The organism is Collinsella sp. CLA-ER-H3, assembly GCF_040092425.1.
Classification (GTDB): domain Bacteria; phylum Actinomycetota; class Coriobacteriia; order Coriobacteriales; family Coriobacteriaceae; genus Collinsella.
In genome coordinates this window covers 208,229-227,740 of sequence record NZ_JBBNLP010000002.1, presented here as the reverse complement: position 1 = coordinate 227,740, position 19,512 = coordinate 208,229, and the positions used below count along the sequence as shown (strand labels likewise).

12 protein-coding genes are annotated in these 19,512 nt (G+C 59.3%); all 12 read left to right on the top strand.

Translation table 11 applies throughout. The annotated features are described in order from the left end of the window. The first annotated feature begins 99 nt into the window (after window positions 1–99). Window positions 100–1,929, top strand: coding sequence for an ABC transporter ATP-binding protein (locus AAAX32_RS02560; protein ID WP_349099901.1), 1,830 nt, complete (start codon window positions 100–102; stop codon window positions 1,927–1,929). Continuing rightward, on the top strand, window positions 1,922–3,820 hold the full coding sequence (locus AAAX32_RS02555) for an ABC transporter ATP-binding protein (RefSeq protein WP_349099900.1): 1,899 nt from the start codon (window positions 1,922–1,924) through the stop codon (window positions 3,818–3,820). Before AAAX32_RS02560 ends, AAAX32_RS02555 begins: the two co-directional genes overlap by 8 nt. 215 nt (window positions 3,821–4,035) lie before the next feature. Next, on the top strand, window positions 4,036–5,073 hold the full coding sequence (locus AAAX32_RS02550; protein WP_349099899.1) for a hypothetical protein: 1,038 nt from the start codon (window positions 4,036–4,038) through the stop codon (window positions 5,071–5,073). Window positions 5,074–5,306: 233 nt separating this feature from the next. Further along, entirely contained in the window at window positions 5,307–6,362 is a 1,056-nt protein-coding gene (moaA, locus tag AAAX32_RS02545) for a GTP 3',8-cyclase MoaA (RefSeq protein ID WP_349099898.1), read from the top strand. A 4-nt stretch (window positions 6,363–6,366) separates the two neighbouring features. Then, a complete protein-coding gene (gene mobB / locus AAAX32_RS02540; RefSeq protein WP_349099897.1) occupies window positions 6,367–7,665 on the top strand; it encodes a molybdopterin-guanine dinucleotide biosynthesis protein B in 1,299 nt (432 codons plus the stop codon). Window positions 7,666–7,930: 265 nt separating this feature from the next. Beyond that, complete coding sequence (locus tag AAAX32_RS02535) at window positions 7,931–9,217, top strand: MFS transporter (RefSeq protein WP_349099896.1); 1,287 nt, start codon at window positions 7,931–7,933, stop codon at window positions 9,215–9,217. A 224-nt stretch (window positions 9,218–9,441) separates the two neighbouring features. Beyond that, a complete protein-coding gene (locus AAAX32_RS02530) occupies window positions 9,442–10,263 on the top strand; it encodes an HAD family hydrolase (protein WP_349099895.1) in 822 nt (273 codons plus the stop codon). A gap of 505 nt (window positions 10,264–10,768) precedes the next feature. After that, window positions 10,769–14,248: an FctA domain-containing protein gene (locus AAAX32_RS02525; RefSeq protein WP_349099894.1), complete on the top strand. Its 3,480-nt coding sequence runs from the start codon at window positions 10,769–10,771 to the stop codon at window positions 14,246–14,248. Continuing rightward, window positions 14,241–15,911, top strand: coding sequence for a SpaA isopeptide-forming pilin-related protein (locus tag AAAX32_RS02520; protein WP_349099893.1), 1,671 nt, complete (start codon window positions 14,241–14,243; stop codon window positions 15,909–15,911). Before AAAX32_RS02525 ends, AAAX32_RS02520 begins: the two co-directional genes overlap by 8 nt. A gap of 114 nt (window positions 15,912–16,025) precedes the next feature. Then, window positions 16,026–16,913 (top strand): isopeptide-forming domain-containing fimbrial protein, encoded by an 888-nt coding sequence (locus tag AAAX32_RS02515; protein WP_349099892.1) that lies wholly within the window; start codon window positions 16,026–16,028, stop codon window positions 16,911–16,913. Then, window positions 16,910–17,767 carry a SpaA isopeptide-forming pilin-related protein gene (locus AAAX32_RS02510; RefSeq protein WP_349099891.1) on the top strand — a complete coding sequence of 286 codons (858 nt, stop codon included), beginning with the start codon at window positions 16,910–16,912 and terminating at the stop codon, window positions 17,765–17,767. The genes AAAX32_RS02515 and AAAX32_RS02510 overlap by 4 nt, the downstream gene beginning before the upstream one ends. A gap of 561 nt (window positions 17,768–18,328) precedes the next feature. Continuing rightward, on the top strand, window positions 18,329–19,246 hold the full coding sequence (locus AAAX32_RS02505; protein WP_349099890.1) for a class C sortase: 918 nt from the start codon (window positions 18,329–18,331) through the stop codon (window positions 19,244–19,246). Window positions 19,247–19,512: the final 266 nt, after the last annotated feature.

Genomic DNA, 19,512 nt, shown 5'->3' with positions numbered 1-19,512 from the left:
CTAACCTTGCAGAAAACGATTTCGGAATACTTGACACCATTATTCGGCGCGCAATAATACGTGCGTTTGCGAACAACGTTTGATGGGGGTTGAACCTGCGTGCGCAATCTCAAAATACTGTTTTCCTATCTAGGGGCATACCGTCGCGATGCCATCCTCGGCGTGTTCTTTGTGTCGGTCGAGACGGTGCTCGAGCTGTTTATCCCGGTCATCATGGCCAACATCATCGATGTGGGCGTGCCTGCGGGTGATATCAACTACATGCTGCTGCAGGGCGCGTATATGTTGGTGTGCGCTGCGCTTTCGCTGGTACTGGGCTTGGGTTATGCCCGCACGTCCGCCCGCGTTGCCTCGGGCCTAGGCGCCAACCTGCGCGAGGCCGAGTACAAAAAGATTCAGACGCTCGCTTTTGGTAACCTGGACAACTACGACGCCAGCTCGCTCGTCACCCGCATGACCACGGACATCACCGTTATCCAAAATGCTGTGGGCAACGGTTTTCGCCCTATGGTGCGCGGCCCGGTGACGCTTATCGTCGGCCTTATCTACGCGCTGATGCTGTCGCGCCCGCTCGCCACCGTCTTTGCGATCATCTTGCCTGTGCTGGCAATCGTACTGGGCGTCATCACCTATCGCGTCAGTCCGCTCTACCGCCAACTCCAGACCTCGATGGACCACCTCAACGGCGTGGTACAGGAGGACCTCACCGCCGTGCGTGCCGTCAAGGCCTACGTTCGTACCGAGCACGAGGAGGCCAAGTTCGACACCGTCAATACCGAGCTCGCGCGCACTGCGACAAAGACCTTTGGCAGCGCGGTGCTCAACCTGCCGGTGTTTCAGCTGTCGATGTACGTGGCTGCGCTCTCCATCCTGTGGATTGGCGGCCGCATGATTCTCGCCGGCAAGCTGGGCGTGGGCTCGCTCACGGGCTTTATGAGCTACGTGCTGCTGATCATGAATTCGCTCATGATGATTTCCAACGTGTTTTTGCTGCTCACGCGCGCTCTTACGAGTGTGGGCCGTATCGCCGAGGTGCTCGATGAGGAGCCCTTTATCGCCAACCCCGCGGGAGACCTCGCGACTGCGGCGCCAGCGGACGGCAGTATCGAATTTCGCGACGTTTCCTTTAAATACCGTGCGGATGCAGCCGAGGATGTGCTCGAGCATATCGACCTTCGCATCGAGAGCGGCTCGACGGTGGGCATCCTCGGCGGCACGGGCTCGGGCAAGAGCTCACTTGTGCAGCTGATTGCGCGCCTGTACGACGCTACCGAGGGCGCCGTGCTTGTGGGCGGACACGACGTGCGCGACTACGACCTGGTCGCCTTGCGCGACGCCGTGGGCATTGTGCTGCAAAAGAACGTGTTGTTCACGGGCACCGTGCGCGAGAACCTGCAGTGGGGCAATCCGCAGGCGTCGGACGATGAGCTCCTCGCGGCTTGCCGCGCGGCGTGCGTGGACGAGTTCCTTGATCGCATCGGCGGGCTGGACGGCGAGTTGGGTCAAGGTGGCGCCGGTGTCTCGGGTGGCCAGAAGCAACGTCTGTGCATCGCGCGCACGCTGCTCAAGCATCCGCGCGTGCTCATTTTTGACGACTCCACCAGCGCGGTCGATATGGCGACCGACGCAAAGATTCGCGAGCACATCGCTCGGATTCCCGATACTACCGTGCTCATCATCGCCCAGCGCATCGCGAGCGTCATGGATGCCGATCGCATTGTGGTGCTGGACGACGGTCGTGTCCACGGCGTGGGCACGCACGAGGAACTGCTGGCGGGCGACAACATATACCAGGAGATTTACGCCTCGCAGATGGAGTGTGCGGGGAACGCGTGCACCGGCGACGGCAGCGATGATGACTGCGCGAAGGATCCGTTTTCCTCCGTCGCATGCGGATCACCCTTGGAAGGGGGTGAGCGCCATGCCTAAGACCGCAGCCCAAGCACGCCCGGCCGACCTCAAGCGCACTGTGCGCCGCTTGCTCTCCTACATGGGGCATGCCAAGTTCTCGTTGCTCGCGGTGGGCGTGCTCGCCTCCGTCGCCGCCATCGCGAGCCTCGCCGGCACCTACATGGTGCGCCCCATCGTTAACGGTTTGGCCACGGGCGGGGAGGAACTGCTCGCCAAGCAGGTCATCCTGACGGCGATCATCTACGCCGCGGGCGTGCTCTCGGCCCTGGGCTACTCACAGATCATGGTGCGCGCGGCCCAACACGTGGTGTCCGATATTCGCCGCGACCTGTTCGCGCGCATCCAGACGCTGCCGCTCAGTTATTTTGACAGCACGCGCTCGGGCGACATCATGAGTTTTTTCACCAACGACGTCGACACCGTCTCCGAGGCGCTCAACAACAGCTTTGCCAACGTGATTCAGGCCGCCATTCAGGTTGTGGGCACCACGGCTATGCTCATCATCCTTAACTGGCAGCTCACGATTATCACACTCGTGTGCGATGCGGCCATTGTGCTGTATGCGCGCTACTCGGGCGCGCGCTCTAAGCGTTTCTTTGCTGCCCAGCAGGCATCGCTTGGCGACCTGGACGGATATATCGAAGAAATGGTCTCGGGCCAAAAGGTCATCAAGGTCTTTAACCGTGAGGCAGCGAATGTCGCCGGCTTCACCTGCCGCAACGACGAGCTTCGCCGCACCGGTACCGCCGCCGTGAGCTATGCCAACTCCATGGTGCCCATGACCGTCGTGATTGGCTACGTCAACTATGCCATCGTCGCCGTGGCGGGCGGCATGCTCTGCATCAAGGGGCTCGCCGATGTGGGCGCACTTGCAAGCTACCTGGTCTTTGTGCGCCAGGCCGCCATGCCCATCAACCAGTTTACGCAGCTCGGCAACTTCTTGCTCAACGCGTTGGCCGGTGCCGAGCGCCTGTTTGCGGCTATGGACCTTGAGCCCGAGGTGGACGAGGGCTGCGTGGAGCTGGTGCAGACGGGCGATGCCGCGTGGGCGTGGAAAATTCCCGAGGGCCAGGGCGTGGGCGTCTACGGGCATCTGCATGACGTGGCAGCCGTTGATGAGTCGGGCCGCGCGGTGGCCGCCGACGGCACCGAGCTCACGTGTGGCTTGGTCCCGCTTGCCGGCGACGTGCGCTTCCATGCCGTGGACTTTTCCTACGTGCCGGGCGCCCGCGTGCTCACGGACCTCAACCTGTTTGCCAAGCCGGGGCAAAAGATTGCGTTTGTGGGCTCCACGGGCGCCGGCAAGACGACCATTACCAACCTCATCAACCGCTTCTACGAGGTCGATGACGGCGAGATCACGTACGACGGCATCGACGTCAAGCACATTGCCAAGGCCAGCCTGCGCGGGTCGCTCGGCATTGTGCTGCAGGACACGCACCTGTTTAGCGGCACCATTGCGCAGAACATCCGCTTTGGCAAGCTCGACGCGACCGACGAGGAAGTGCGCGCCGCTGCCGAGGCCGCCTGCGCCGACTCGTTCATCCGCCGCCTGCCGCGGGGCTACGACACACCGGTCACGGCCGACGGCGCCAACCTGTCGCAGGGTCAGCGTCAGCTGCTCGCCATCGCGCGCGTGGCCGTCGCCGATCCGCCGGTGCTCATCCTGGACGAGGCCACGAGCTCCATTGACACGCGTACCGAAAAGCTCATCGAGCGCGGTATGGACCGCATCATGCGCGGACGCACCACGTTTATGATTGCGCACCGCCTGTCCACCGTCCGCGACGCCGACGCCATCATGGTCCTCGAACACGGCCGCATCATCGAGCGCGGCACGCACGAAGAGTTGCTCGCCCAGCACGGCGAGTACTGGCAGCTGGCGCATGGCTTAAAAGAGTTGGATTAACCCGTTCGAGCACGATGCTTTGATTCCTCCGTGTTCCTCACCTCGCCTCAAACCATCACAACATTCGCCGTTTTTTGCCAAAATCGGGAAAAGCATCGAATGTTGTGATGGTTTTTCTGCCACTCGAACGGGTGGAATCGCTTTCTTGCGCACGAAGGTGTGCGGACCCGTGGGCAGGGGAATAAGGTTGGTTATCCGACTTCATTGGAGGGCTCATGGATCTGCCGATCGTCCTGTCCCATAAGACTGCCTGGCTGTACCACAACGTGGCGCGCCCGTCCGAGCCGCTCTCGCGAGCAAGCAGTCTATACGATGAGGACTCGCTTGCTAACGAGGCGGAGCCGACTGCGGGCCTGTCCAAATTGGGACTCGATGCCAAAGGGCTGAGGGCTTCAACGGCAGTTGGGATCGTTGCCGATTATCTGGTCTCGCTTGGTATTCCACGAGAAGAGCTCGATCATATCGATACGCTCGTCAACTTCGATTTTGAGCGCTCGACGCCGGCTGGATTTAGGTGCCACGTGTTTGGAGCGCCGGTACCTCCAGGTCATCTTATCGAGGTGGCAGAGGGCCTTCTAGTGGTTGATGAGGCCATGTGCTTTGTCCAAGCGGGTTCGTGGATGAGCGAGCCCGAGCAGCTGGAATATGGCTACGAAATCTGTGCCCGATACCATTTGAATCATCTGTCGACAGGCGATTATATCGAGATGGGGCAGAGGTATACCGCTGCCGATTTAATTGCCTATTGCAATGAGAACCGATCTCGTCAGGGGACTATACGTGCGGCCGCCGTGCTCAAGCGCGTGCACGATGGCGCGCGGTCGCCCATGGAGACGGCCACCGCAATCATGGTCGTAGCAAAACGTTCCCAGGGAGGGCTGGGATACACCAAGATCGAGCTCAACCATCGGGTGGATGTTCCCAATGAGTTCAGATATCTCGCTAAGGCCGGGTATTTCGAGATCGACGTATATGCGCCTGCGAGCGGTACGGGGATTGAATACAACGGTTCGGACCATCTTGATAAACAGCGCAGCGCGTCGGATGCGGAGCGTATGACCGTGCTGAGCGCGCTGGGCTTTAGAATGATCGTCCTCACCGGGACTCAGTTTGCCCACCAGCTGCAATTGCACCGGGCGACGAACGCCATCGCACTCGCTATGGGTCTTAAGTGCGACCGAAGCGAAGCGTTCCAGAAACGTCAAAACGACCTGCGAGAATTCGTGATTCGGCACTGGGACGGCGGCCTTTAGGGACGTTCCGGTCCTTCTACGGGGTGCCGTGGGCAGGCAAAGCATCACAACATTCGACGTTTTTTGCCAAAAACGGGAAAAGCATCGAATGTTGTGATGGTCTGTGTTGAGGATGGGCTCGGGAAGCCGGTCTTGCTCGAAGCGACCTGTCCTGTCGTACGGGTGTCGGCATAAATCTGTCGTGGGGTATTATGTTTTCCGAAGAATAAAACGCTGCGTGAGGGGAGGGCTGCGTGGACTGGCTCGTGCAACATGACGGTTTTGGCCGTGATATCAACTACCTGCGCATTGCCGTTACCGACAAGTGCAATTTCCGCTGCATCTATTGCATGCCAGCCGACGGCGTGGCACCCCGCGCGCACGACGAGCTGCTCAGCGCCGAGGAAATCGCCCGCTTTGTGCGCTTGGTGGCGGGGGAGGGCATTCGCCGCGTGCGCCTGACGGGTGGCGAGCCGCTGGTCAGCCGCCGCATCATCCCGCTTATTCGCGATATCCGCGCGATCCCGCAGATCGAGGACATCTCGCTCACCACCAACGGCGCCCTGCTGCCCAAGCTGGCGCCGCAGCTCAAAGATGCCGGGCTTAACCGCGTCAACATTTCGCTCGACACGCTCGACCCTACGCTGTTTGGAAAGATCACGCGCCTGGGCCGACTCGAGCAGACCATGGCTGGCATCGACGCGGCGCTGGCTTGGGGCTTTGAGCCCGTTAAGGTCAACTGCGTTGTTGTGCGCCGGCTCAACCAGGATGTGGCAGCCCTCGCGAGGCTCACGCTCGACCGCCCCATTCACCTGCGCTTTATCGAATACATGCCCATTGGCGACGAGCGTACGAGCTCGCATTGCGCTGTGGACCCGCATGCGCCCGCGCTCAATCCCGAGCTGTGGGACGCGAGCGATACCGTGCCGAGTAACGAGCTGCGAGCGCGCATCAATGCCGGGGGCGCCGCGGCGGGACTGGGCGAGCTCGAGCCGCTCGACATCAACGACGCTCCTGCCGGCGCGGGCCCTGCGCGCTATTGGCACTTTCCGGGCGCGGCGGGAACGGTTGGCTTTATTAGCGCCATGTCCAACCATTTTTGTGCGAATTGCAACCGCCTGCGCCTGACGGCCGATGGCAACGTGCGTCCGTGCCTGTTCAGCGATGCCGAGTATTCGGTGCGTGAGGCGCTGCGCCGTGGTGATGATATACAGGTACTTTCGATTTGGCGCGATGCCGTGGCCCACAAACCGCAGGAACACGCGATAATTGAGGGCACGCAACGATTTATGTCCCAAATCGGAGGATGATCATATGGCCAAGAGCAGGTACGCCGATGCCACCAAGGCCGCTCGCAGGGCCGCGATGTCTGCCTATGCGGCCGCGGTGAATGCCGACAACGCCGACGCGTCCGCGCGACCGACTGCCGGCGCTGCCGTCGAGCCCACCCGTGACGCCCGTCGCGACGAGCTGACGCACGTGGACGCCAAGGGTGAGGTACGCATGGTCGACGTGTCCGACAAGGCCGAGACCCATCGCATTGCCATCGCCGAGGGCACCATCCTCATGCACCCCGAGACGCAGGCCATGGTGCTGCAGGACCGCGCCAAAAAGGGCGACGTGCTTGCCTGCGCGCGCGTGGCGGGCATTATGGCCATCAAACGCACGAGCGACATCATCCCCATGTGCCATCCGTTGCTCATTACCAAGAGCAAGTGCGACATTGCGCCCATCGCTGCGGCGGGGACGCCGGCCGAGGACGTGCTCGAGGGCTGGGCACCGGCGCGCGCGGACGGACAGGTTGGCTTTCACGTGCTGGTCACGGCGGGCGTGACGGGCAAAACGGGCATCGAGATGGAGGCCCTGACCGGCGCGAGTGCCGCGTGCCTAACGATTTATGACATGTGCAAGGCCGTTGATCGCGGCATGGAGATCGTCGACGTGCGCCTGCTGCACAAGGAGGGCGGCCGCTCGGGCGTGTGGGATCGCGCAGAGCGTCAGGCCGCTGCTGTTGAGGCCGTGGCCGCTGACGGTGCCGCGCCCGCGAGCGCACCCGTCGCCGTTTCGCCCGCAGCTCCGGCACCGGCCGTCCCCGCGATTGCGTTTATCGGCTACCAAAACTCGGGCAAGACAACGCTCGTCGAGAAGGTTATCGCCGAGCTCACCCGCCGCGGCCTGCGCGTGGGTTCGCTCAAGCATCATGGACACCACGGCTTTGATATCGACGTGCCTGCTAAGGATACGTGGCGTCATCACCAGGCCGGATCCAAGCACGTGGGGCTCATCTGCGCCACGCGCTGGGCGGAGTACGCCGACACGCGCGAGGAGGACGAGATGCCCGCTCGCGAGCTGCTGTCGCGTTACAACGATGTCGACGTGGTGATCATCGAGGGCTACAAGACCGAGGGCTTCGACAACATCGTGGTCGCGCGCTCCGGTGTCGACCGTCTGCGCGGCAAGAGCTCGCTCGACCTGGTCGATGGCCGCACGCTGGCTCTTGCCTGCAACGAGGCCCTGGCGCGTCAGGCCTTCGACGCCGGCTTTGCGACCCGAGCCATCAACATCAACGACGCCCGAGCCATCTGTGATCTCATCCAAGATCATCTGGCCTAAAACCAGTCAAAAAGGGACAGGTTTGTTTTGGCAGGTTTTATATGGGCAAACGTCATTTCCACCACAAAGGGGCCAGGCGCCTTTGTGGTGGTTTTTGCTTTGGTAGATGTGTGGGACATGCCTTACAATCTACCAAGTAGTTCATGACGGGCGAAAAACGGAGAGAAGGGGCTTGATGCGTCCTTAATGTTTCATGCGGATAGATTGATTTGACAGACGGTGGCGAATGCCCGCCGTCCACATTCGTATGAAACAAGGAGTCTCCATGCTCACCCCTCTTTTCTCAAAACCTCAATCATCGCTGTCCACGCAGGCTAAACGCCTGGTGGCCATGCGCTTTCTCATTTACACCGGTTTTCAGACCAGCTACTTTATCGGCGTCATCGGAACGCTCACCTATGCGGACGGCGCTTCGGTCGTCGCGACATCGCTGGCCGTCCTGTTTATGAATGTATTCGTGATCATGGGATCCTTTGCGGGTGGCGCGGTGCTCGACGCCTGGGGCCCGCGCCACCATTTCTTGCTGAGCATCGTGGGCACGCTGGCAACCGGCGCGGCGATCCTCGCCTTTGGCAGCGCGACCGGCGTCGTCCTGCTCGGCGCGGTGTTTCTGGGCTTTACGATGGGATTCGCCCAGCCCATTGCCACATCCTATCCGGCCTATCTCACCGACGACCCCGTCGAGCTCAAAGACATCAACTCCGCCATCGCCATGTTCTCAAACGTGAGCATCATCGTTGGCCCCACGCTGGGTGGCTTTGTCGCGGCGGCTGCGTCGTCGCGCGCGGTGTTTGTGCTCATGATGCTCTTTACAGTGCTGGCGCTCGTCGCCGGCTGGGGCTTTAGGCCGCGGGCGGGTTCGGCCACCACGCGCGAAGGCAAACCTACGACCGGTGAGATCACATCAGACAAGGCCAGTCAAAGTCCCGACCCCAACACATCTCCCCGCGTCACCTTCGCAGCCAGCATCAAGACAGTCTTCACCAACAGCGTCCTCGCGCTACTTTTCTGCATCATTTTTCTTTCGAACTTTGGCTATGGCGCCTTTGACCCGCTGGAGTCGTTCTTCTACCGCGATGTTCTGCACGTCGGTGTCGAATGGATGGGCTGGCTCTCGTCGGCCTCGGGCGTGGGCGCGGTGCTGGGTGCCGTGCTCGCGCTCCGCTTGCCGCCGCACCTGGTCAACCTTAAAACCCTGCTCGTGGCACTCATGTCCGTAGGCCTGGGAAGTCTGCTCTATGTGGGGACGCCGTACGTGGGTGTGGCCCTTGTCGGCCAAATCGCCCTGGGCATAGCCTGGGGTGTCGTCAACCCACTCCACAACACCATCGTGCAAACGACGGCGCCGCTCGAGCAACTCGGCCGTGTGAACTCGGTCATGGGCTTTGGCAATATGTTCGCCGGCGTGGCGCCGCTGGCGATTGCCCCGTGGCTGGCGGCGACGTTTGGCGTGCAGCAGACGCTCATCGGAGCAGGCATGGTCGTGACGGCAGTCCCCGCGGCGTTGCTGCTATTTGGTCGCCGGCACTTGGATCGTGCCGCAAAGCAGTAAAAACCATCACAACATTCGATGAAAATCGCGATTTTGCCGAAAAACGTCGAATGTTGTGATGCTTTGCGCCCCGGGCCAGGCCACCCTTCGGGCCCGGCCACCACAAAGGGGCCAGGCTCCTTTGTGGTGGTTTTTGCTTTGACGGGCCGCGCCTGTGCCTTGGTATACCATGTACGCCGTTCACGAATACACCCCGCATCGCCGCACAACCCAGAAAGGCCCCCATGGACACCACCTTCAGCCACATCAAAGCCGTGTTCTGCGATATCGACGGCACGCTGCTCACGAGCCAGCACACGGTGTCCCCGCGCACCGTGGCGGCGATCCGCGCCCTGCGCGAGCGCGGCGTGCTCTTTGGCCTGTGCACCGGGCGCGACGCCCACGCGACCGAGGCCATGTACGAGCTCTGGGGCATCGAAGGTCTGGTGGACGTGCTCGTGGGCTGCGGTGGCGCCGAGGTCATCGATCGCGCGCACGACATCAACGAGCTGAGCTATCCGCTGCCGGGCGAGACCATCGCGCGCATCTGCGAGCACATGGCGGACCTTCCGGCAACGCCCGTCTGCCCCCGAGACGGCGTGTTCTACGTGCCCGAGAGCAACGCGTACGTCGAGCACCTGTCGCGCGTCGACGGCGTGCCCTACCAGGTGGTCGATTTTGCCGAGTTCTTGCGCGAGCCGCAGCCCAAGGTGATGTTTACCATGGCGCCCGAGGTAATGCCGCGGGTGATTGAGCGGGCGTCGACGTTTGCCGATAACACTGTTAAGGCGGCGGCTCTGCAAACCACGCAGCGGCTCTACGAGTTCATGGATCCGCGCGTGTCCAAGACGCGCGGCCTTGTGCGCGTGGCGGAGCTCAACGACATGGAGCTCCAGGACATCTGCGTGTTTGGCGATGCGGACAACGACACCTGCATGGTGGCTGACGCCGGCGTGGGCGTGGCCATGGCAAACGGCAGCGACGCCACCCGCGCCGCCGCCGATTTTGTAACCGCGAGCAACGACAAAGACGGCATCGCGATCTTTATCGAGGAACATCTGCTGTAGCGCCGGGGCGGAACCACCGCAAAAGGGGACAGGCTCCTTTGCGGTGGCCTCAGGCGATTTGGGCGAATTGATACCTAAAATCTGTGGGAAAATTCAAATATTGTTGTCTGAGCATTACGCTTCTAACCGCCGATGAGTTAAAGATATTCTCATCAGTTTAGTAGGATATTCCTTCCGGTTAATGACCTACTGCTCACGGTCGATGTTCGACCGTGAGCGGGATGTTTGCTCTTGAGCAAAAATTTGTGCAAATAAATCTAATGCCATTAAAAAATGATAGGCAACTAAATTACCAGTAGAAACAAATAATAGATAGCGAATAAACGAAGGTAAATCTGAGCAAATGTCAAGAGAATTGAGAATCCGCTACAAAAATGTCGGTTTTGTTGCTCAGATGTCTAAACAATCGTTACAATATGTACACTAAACGTGCGCAATTACAGATTGCGCAGATACGTTTGATAGGGAAAGAGCAAGATCGCGGTCTCTTGGGGAGGAGACATCGATGAAAGCGAATTCAGATAAATCTAAGCAGCGTAAAAAAGCGACGCGCCGTGTACTGGCAGGCGTTTTGTGCGGAGCCTCCGTGTTGAGCCTGGTACTGTCGCTCGTCATGCCCCCGATCTCGCAGGCCATTGCCAACGATGCCCAGGCGGTTGCCGCCGGGGAAGCTGTGATGGGGGAGGGTTCCTCAAGTGAGTCTACTGGTGTAGACAGCACCACTAACGGGGGTGCCGAAAAACAGAAAAGTGATGATGCCGAGAATGGCGCGAGCGAAGACGCCGCTGCCGCAGGCCTGCCGTCCGACGACACGGAGGCCGAGGGCGATGCTCGGTCTGCGGATGATAGTGCTAACGGCGAGGGCGCAATCGCACTTGCTGCAGAAAATGAATCGACTCATACAATCAGCAATGGGGCTGAACTCAGCGCGAAGCTTCTTGAGAAGGACCTTCGCGATGCAAACGGCTGCGCGACTTTTAAGCTTGTTAACGATATTGAATACAACCAAGAGATTAGGTTTGAACAGACTGACGACAACCCTATCAATATCACTCTTAACCTAAACGGCCATAAGATTAAGTACTCGAACTCTATCGCGCCGTTGTTCGATGTCGCTAACGGCGCGACGCTTACAATTACGGATTCCGAACAGGCGAGTGAGACGGTCAACGACGGTCAGCCGATAACTGAACAGGGGCAGAGCCTGACTGCCGATAATTATGGCAAGAAAGCGAAGCTAACTTACGGTAACGGTGACATTCCGTCTAACCTTACCTACTACGTGACCCAATCGTCCCCGATTGAAACAGGCACAACCAAGACAGCCGAGACGCTTTACGAACATAGCGTCGAGATTAAAGGTGCCATCGTGGCGTGCGGTGGCGGCGAAGGTCTAAAGCTCATCAATCTGTATAACAACAACGGCAAGGGCGGTAAGTTCAACCTTGAGGGCGGCGTGCTCACGCAACAAAAAGGCAGTCGCGTTCGCAGCTTGGTCTATGCTCAGGGCGGCTCTACCGTTTCCATGAGCGGCGGCTATGTGTGTGGTGCTTCTGGCTCGGGTGCGGGCGGCGGAATTGAAATACGCGACAATTCGAGCCTCAACGTTTCCGGTGGCGTAACTGCCGGCAACAGCGCTTATAGTGGCGGTGGTGTGTATGCCAACGCTTCCACGGTCACCATAACTAATGGCGTAATCGCCGGTAATAGCACACTCAACGAGGGACTCGGTGGCGGCATTATGGCCGAGGGCGGCATCGTGACCGTTTCTGGTGGCTATGTCACGAATAATAGAATGGCTAAATTCTGCGGTAATGAAGGCGATGGTTGTCATGGCGGCGCTGGGCTTGCTGCCAATAACGGCGCCCATGTCACCATTTCCGGTGGCCAGATTACCGGCAACTACTCCGAGGAAGCTGGCGGTGGCGTTTATGTTACCGATGTTGGTCGACAAGGGTGGTCTCGCAAGGATACGGCATGGCTCACAATTACGGGGGGAACTATTGCCTCTAATGTGAGCTTCCGATCTGAGGGTGCCGGCATCCGAGTGGGCCAGATGGTTGACGCGATGGTAAATGGATCGTCAAAAGATAGCCCAGTCTACATCACTAATAACCACTGCATGTCTCGCTTTGACTGGGGCGGAGGCGGCGTCTTCGTCCAGGGCGATTCGAATACCGCATCTAATGCTGGCAGGCTCTTTGTGTACAACTCGTACATTAGCGCCAATATCGCTGGCGGCTATGGCGGCGGCGTAGCAGTCTGTCCCACGGGCAAGACGTTGGTAACGAACACTGAGGGCACGGCAATCTTTGGCAATTCGTCTGCTGGCGCTGATTACGACTATCATGATGATTACAACGCACAGGACAATACCGGTAATGAAGGTAAGCCCCATCTTTCCGAAGGTGGCCACGATAAAAATCAAGATTTCACTGCGTATAATAAAAATCCTGCGATTTTCCGCGAAAACGGTCATGCGGATTTCTTCCTTGCTGCAACGGGCCACAGCGATCCAATCGCAGCGGTAATCGGCAAGATGCTTGGTGGCGGTGACGCCAAGTTTTCGGGAAGCATTGAACTTGAAAAGAAGATTAGTATTCCGGCTAATGGTGGTGTTCAGGTCAAGAATAGTATCGGCTTGTCTTCGGGTGTTAATGCCGGAGATGATGCTGCGACGGCCGCGCAGGGTCTTGCCACAACCTTCATCACTGGCAACTATTCCTGGAACCATGGCGGCGGCATCATGTCGAACGGCGACCTGTACTTGGGCCAGCCAGCGGATACGTATGTCTACCCGAGCCTTAAGCTGAAGGCAACCAAGGTGTTGGACGGCCGTGGCCTCAAAGATGGAGAGTTCTCCTTTACGGTCTACCGTAAGGACTCGAATGATCCTTTCACAAATGGGGTATTCAATCGTGACGCTTGTACCGAGGTTGGAACTGCAAATAATGATGAAAGCGGCAACATTGCGTTTAACCTTGGTGAACAGTTCGCAGCGAGCGGTACGGCTGACAAAATCACATACTACTTGGTCGAAGATGCCGGCGAGGACTCCGACATCACATACGACTCTGCTGTGTATGAGATTGTGGTAAAGGCTAAAGATACCCAGACCTCGCTCATGTCTGTTCCGGAAAAAGACAATCCAAATGAGGAAAAGCAGCTCGTCATCCATAACTACACGATTGAAAACGTCAGTGTTACCAAGCGTGAATTCGATAAGTCGTCCGGTGCGTGGATCAACGTAAAGCAGTGGGGCGACGTAAAACAGGACAGAGGCTATTATTGTATTGGCGGTGCCGAAGGCTCTACGACCTTCACCAACAAATACACCCCGTACACCTCCACTGGCTCCTGGACTCCTGAGGCGACTAAGGTCGTTAAGGGTGGCGAGATGAAGGAGTTTACGCTCGAGTTTGCGGATAACGAGAAGTTTGAGGGTGGTAGCGTTAGGACCGTGAAGACTGATGCAACGGGAGACGCGACTCAGACGCTTCCGTTCTTGAGCGCTTCTGGCGAAGGGGTCAAGTATTCACTTTCTGATATCACTAAGAACCCCTACGCTGTTGGTGACCCTACGGGTCGCGGTGCTTCCAAGACCTTCACGTACTATGTGCACGAGAAAGACGAGAGTTCGCCTCTCTCGCACTACAAGTATGACAAGTCGATATACAGGTTCGACGTTACCATGACGGACCAGAAAGACGGCTCAATCGTTGACACGAAGGTGACCTACACCCAGATCAAGGACGCTGACGGTAAGGATATCGATTCCAATAAGCAGGTTCCCGTCAACTTCGACGGTAGCAAGCCTGAGTCCACCCCCACCTTCACCAACACCTATTCCACCTCTTTGCCCCTTTCTGGTATGTCGGGCGTCACTCTGACGTACCTTGCCGGCGCGGCGGTGCTTTGCGCTGCTGCGGCCTGGATGCACATTCGTCGCAAGGCGAATGCGAAGGGAGGCGAGCGTCGTGAATAAGAAAGTTTGCTCCTTCCCGATCTTGTTTGCGCTGCTTGCCCTCCTGATCGGTACCTGCGCGGTTGTGTTCCCCGCATCCGCGCAGGCCGCGCCGACCTCGACCGGTTCCATCACGGTGAGCGGCGCCGTGGCGAGCAGCTACGACGCCTACCAGATCTTTAGCGCCAACGTCGTCGACGGCGACAGCGACGCCAAGATCGCCACCGGCCTCGCCTGGGCAAGCGACACCGTGCGCGACGCCGCGCTGCCTGTGCTGCACAGCGCTGGCATGCCCAATTCCCAGACCACCGCGCAGGAAGCTGCCGAGTGGCTCAACACCGATTCCCACCTTACGAGCGCGCTGAGCGCACAGCTCGCTCGTTCCCTTCAGAGCTCTGGCGCCGTGTCTGTGGCCCTTAACGCGGGCACGACGGCTGAGCTGCCCTGTGGCTACTGGCTCATCGTCGCCGACGACGATGCCATCGCCCAGGGCGAGGCCGGCACCGCGCCGATCATGACCCTGGTGGGCGGCAGCGCCGTCACCGTCAAGCCCAAGGCGGCGACACCCAAGGTCGCCAAGCACGTGCTGGAGGACAGCGCCGCCGCATGGCAGAAGGCTGCCGACGCCACGGTCGCCGATGACCTGTACTGGCGTCTCTCTGCCACGGTCCCGGCGGGCCTTACCGCCTACGACACCTATACGGTGCAGTTCGTCGATACTATGAGCGCGGGGCTCGACCCCTCCAAGGTGGCCGCTAGCATGCATGTGTACGTGGCGGCGGGCGCGGACGGTGGCTTTGACGCCGTCTCGGCCGGTAAGGACGGCCGCGCCGGCACTGAGCCCGCGAAGGGCTGGACCGATATCACGGCCCAGTGCGCCACCAAGGTGGCGGCCGACGGCAAGACCTTCACCGTGCGCACCGGCGACCTCATCGCCGCGCTCGGCGGGGTCGACGCCTTTACCGCGGGCGCCCGCGTGGTCGCTGTGTACAATGCGCCGCTCAACAGCGCATGCAACCACGGCATCGCGAAGGGCAACCCCAACGAGGTCTACCTGCGCTACCCGCGCTCTCCCTTTGCCGACCAGTCCGGCGATGCCGGCTTCACCCGCACGCCGAGCGACGATGCGTGCGCCTACACCTGGGATCTCGCGCTCACCAAGCGCGGCAGCGACGGCGACAAGCCGCTTGCCGGGGCGATCCTGAGCATCGCCGACGACCGCGGCCGCACGCTAGCGGCCGACGGCACGTGGGATGCGGAGGGCAAGGCCACCGTCACCACGGGCGAGGACGGCCGCGTGACCGTCTCGGGCGTGGACTCGGGCAAGCTTGAGGTCCGCGAGCTCAAGGCGCCCAAGGGCTACACCGCCTTCGAGGGCACGTGTTCCGTGACGGTCAAGGCCGAGGGCCTGGACGTCGACCAGGTGGCCGCCGCCAAGCCCAAGCTCACCATCACGGCCGAGTCGCCCCTGCGCGCCGACAGCGCGGACGGGTCGACGGGCAGTCTGGAGGCGTCGCTCATTAATACGCCCACCGGCACACCCCCTAGCATTACCACCGGAGGCTTTATGCCCTCGACTGGCGATATGGCAATGTACGCCGCGGCCGCCGCAGCGGTCGCCGGAGCCGCGCTCATCGTGGTCGCGCTCCTGGTCAAGCGGGGAGGTGGCAGCCATAAAGAGTAGCTGGCAGCCCCACCGAGAGCGGGGCGAAACGTAGCGAAGCAGATGCTAAGACACAGACAGATGATGACCGATCAAATGAGAACCAACCGGAAAACGGAGGAAAAGAAGATGAGCATGAGCAAGAACATCGCACGCCTGGCAGTAACCGCCGGCCTCACGGCAGCGTTGAGCTTCGGTGGAGTCATGGCCCCGGTAACCATGGCGTTTGCTGAGGGTGCGGCGGGTTCGACCGTAACTTTCAATGACCCTACTTATCAAAAGACTACGACCTATAAGGGCATCCAGATCTTTACGGCTAATGTGAGCGATTCTGCTGTCACCAACATTCAGTGGGCCGGCTCTTCCCAGGCCGAGAAAGATGCAATTCGGGATGTTGTTGTCAGTGCAATTGATGAAGCCGTGAAGGCAGAAGATTCCACCAAAAGCTACAGCAGCAAAAACGCACAGGAGGCTGCCGAATGGCTGAATGAACATGCTGAAACTAATGAAGCTACAAAGGTTGCGAGCGACAATGTTCTGAATGTAATTGCGAAAAAACTGAATACCGCTGCTTTTTCCGGTGCATGGAAGGCGACTAATCAGGACAATAAATCCCTTTCCGGCCTTGCCGCCGGCTACTGGCTCTTCTTGACCAATAGCGTGGCAGAAGGTTCAAATAACAGCTCGAAGGACGTTTTCACTTCGCCCGTATATGCGGTCGTTGATGGTGTGAAAGATAAAGTGGTGACTCCCAAAAAGAGCGTACCTACCGTCGATAAGAAAATAGTGAATGCCAAAGGCGATGAAGAGCTCGATGCCAGCGACTCCCATGTTGAGCAGGAGGTTACGTACAACCTCTATGGCACTGTCGCCGATAACTACGATACGTACGGCACGTACTTCTATAAGTTCTCCGACCAACTCTCCGAGGGTCTGACGCTGAAGGATGGTTTCAAGGCAACTCTGTATGCGAATAAAAACCTCGCTCAGGCTGATATTAACCACACGGGGGCAGTGATGTGACGAGTCACTTTACTCAAAGTGCGGAAACTGTAGACCCAGAAACTAAAAATAAGACAACGACTTGGACGTGTAACGATCTTAAGCAGGTAGCGGACGTTAAACCGGGATCCTGCATTGTGATTTCCTATAAGGCAAAGATTAACCACGAGGCTGCCATTGGAGACAACGCGGGTAACGCCAACTCTGTCACTCTTGAATACTCAAACAACCCTATGACCACCGACACCGGCACGACGGTGCCCGATGAGGTCAAGACCTACACCTATGGCCTTAAACTGAATAAGGTTGACCTTGGCACTGAGAAGGCACTCCCGGGTGCGACATTTACCATCAAGGTGAAGGCAGCGGCGGATCGAAGCCTGGTGGGGAAATACGTTCAGTACAATGGAGCTCTTAAAGAAAATGAGCAGGTGATCCCGACTGACGAGAATGGCACCCTTACCGTCAGGGGCCTCGGTGCGGGAACCTATACGGTAACGGAGATTGACGCTCCCGAAAACTACGATAAGGTCGTATCTTTCGATTTCACGATTAAGTCGAAGAATGAAAGCGGGACAACAGGTGAAAGCTCGAGCGCGGATAAGTATGAACTAATCGCTCCAAGTGATCAGGTTATCATCGGTACGCCGGATGATAAGAAGGGCGACAACAAGCTCGAAGCCAAGACTGGCACAGCTACAAACGATGACGGCACCTTCAACATCACCGTTGGCGATACCAAGCATGTCGGCCTCCCGCTCACCGGTCTCAACGGCGTGACCTTCACTTGGATCGCTGGTGGCGCGGTGCTGTGCATCGGCGTGGCGCATCTCATCCGCAGCCGTAAGCAGGCCGAGGAGTCCGAGCAGGAGTAACGCTCGCTCACCCATCCCTTTGGCAGGTGGGATGTGATGGCCATGAGACTTGCGGACACTTTTCTCGTCCATCGACGTTCTTGCTTTGCCATTCTCTTTTCGGGGCAGACTCCGCACTGGAGTTTGCCCCGTTTTTTGGGATAACGCAGCCAGCCTCCATCGTCCGATGCGGGCTCGTTCGTCATCGCGTTTCTTGACTCGTATGAGGTTCGGTTTAAGGTCCGTAGGCGCACGCGCGGTGCGGACGGTAGAAGGCATTTGCGCCGCAACAAGCGCAAATAAGAATGCCCGGGGTTAGAGGCCCGGGCATTTAACAACGTCGGAAACTGGTCGCCCGCGCTCTCGAACACTTACGCGGGGTGCGTCGTTTCCTGTAGTCATTGTATCCCGAATCGCCCCGCCGATCCGGGATATTCTGAAAACTCAAATGTTGGCCTATGCTCGCGCCGCACAATGCTGTCTAGCTGTGTTGTCCGGCGCGGGGCTCGCTAATCGGCTATTATTTGTTTAGACAACCTGAGCTGTAAGGAGTGACCGGCGATGGTGCAGGGCGCCAAACATATGAAGAGCAATAACGCCGCGGCCAACGGTGACTCAAGCCCTCAGCCCAAACCTCAACCAAAGCCCAAGCGCCGTCGCAAGCGACTGCCGCGCTGGGCCGACCGTCTCATCACCATCGTCATCATCCTTATTGGCGTGGGCCTTATGACCTGGCCGTGGATCTTGGACCGGCTCGAGGCCTCGGGCGTGTTCAACCAGATCAGCACGGTGTCCAGCACCGTGGACGCGCTGTCTGCCGAGGAGCGCGAGCGCATCCTGCTCCAGGCGCGCTCCTATAACGAGCAGCTGGCGGGCGAGGCCACCGAGCTTCCCGCCGACCAGATCGAGCCCTACGCCCAGCAGCTCATCTTTGACCGCGACCCCATGATGAGCTGGGTCGAGATCCCCTCCATCGACGTGAGCATGCCCATCTACCACGGCACGAGCGAAGAAGTCCTTATGGCGGGCGTCGGCCACCTGGAGGGCACGAGCCTGCCGGTGGGCGGCACCTCGACGCATTGCGTGCTCACCGCGCACTCGGGCATGCGCAACCTGAGCATGTTCGACGACATCCACTCGCTGGAGCCCGGCGACCTGGTGCTGCTGCACACCATGAACAAGACGCTCGCCTACAAGATGGTGGACTCCGAGGTCGTGCTGCCCGAGGAGATGGAGTCGCTGACTATCGAGCCCGGCGCCGATAAGGTGACGCTCGTCACCTGCACGCCCTACGGCGTGAACGACCATCGCCTGCTGGTGCATTGCGTGCGCACCAAGTACAACAAGAAGGACGTCGACAAGCAAAAGTCGCTGGCCGGCCGCCACTGGGGCAAGCGCGAGTTTGCCGTGCTCATCGTGGTCGTGGCCATTGTGCTGTTGCTGCTGGACATCGTGATCCACGCGGTCCGCAAGCGCCGCAAGGCCAAGGCTTCGGCATAAGACATTCTCCAGAACCACCACAATGGGGACAGGCACCTTTGTGGTGGTCGGGGGTTCCAAACCATCACAACATTCGATAAAAATCTCGATTTTGGCGAAAAACATCGAATGTTGTGATGCTTTTCGTTGCGGGCGGGACGGTTTTCGCTATGGACGGTACGGTTTTCGCTACGGACGGCGCGGTTTTCGCTGCAGAGCCGCCAGCCCGCAGCCTGCCAATCCACCGCCCTCGTTACGTTTTCGCTGCATTTGGGTAAAGCACCTGC

Coding starts and splice junctions, on each gene's coding strand:
- AAAX32_RS02555 (WP_349099900.1), top strand. CDS start 1,922: ATGCCTAAGACCGCAGCCCAAGCACGCCCGGCCGACCTCAAGCGCACT.
- AAAX32_RS02550 (WP_349099899.1), top strand. CDS start 4,036: ATGGATCTGCCGATCGTCCTGTCCCATAAGACTGCCTGGCTGTACCAC.
- mobB (WP_349099897.1), top strand. CDS start 6,367: ATGGCCAAGAGCAGGTACGCCGATGCCACCAAGGCCGCTCGCAGGGCC.
- AAAX32_RS02535 (WP_349099896.1), top strand. CDS start 7,931: ATGCTCACCCCTCTTTTCTCAAAACCTCAATCATCGCTGTCCACGCAG.
- AAAX32_RS02530 (WP_349099895.1), top strand. CDS start 9,442: ATGGACACCACCTTCAGCCACATCAAAGCCGTGTTCTGCGATATCGAC.
- AAAX32_RS02525 (WP_349099894.1), top strand. CDS start 10,769: ATGAAAGCGAATTCAGATAAATCTAAGCAGCGTAAAAAAGCGACGCGC.
- AAAX32_RS02515 (WP_349099892.1), top strand. CDS start 16,026: ATGAGCAAGAACATCGCACGCCTGGCAGTAACCGCCGGCCTCACGGCA.
- AAAX32_RS02505 (WP_349099890.1), top strand. CDS start 18,329: ATGAAGAGCAATAACGCCGCGGCCAACGGTGACTCAAGCCCTCAGCCC.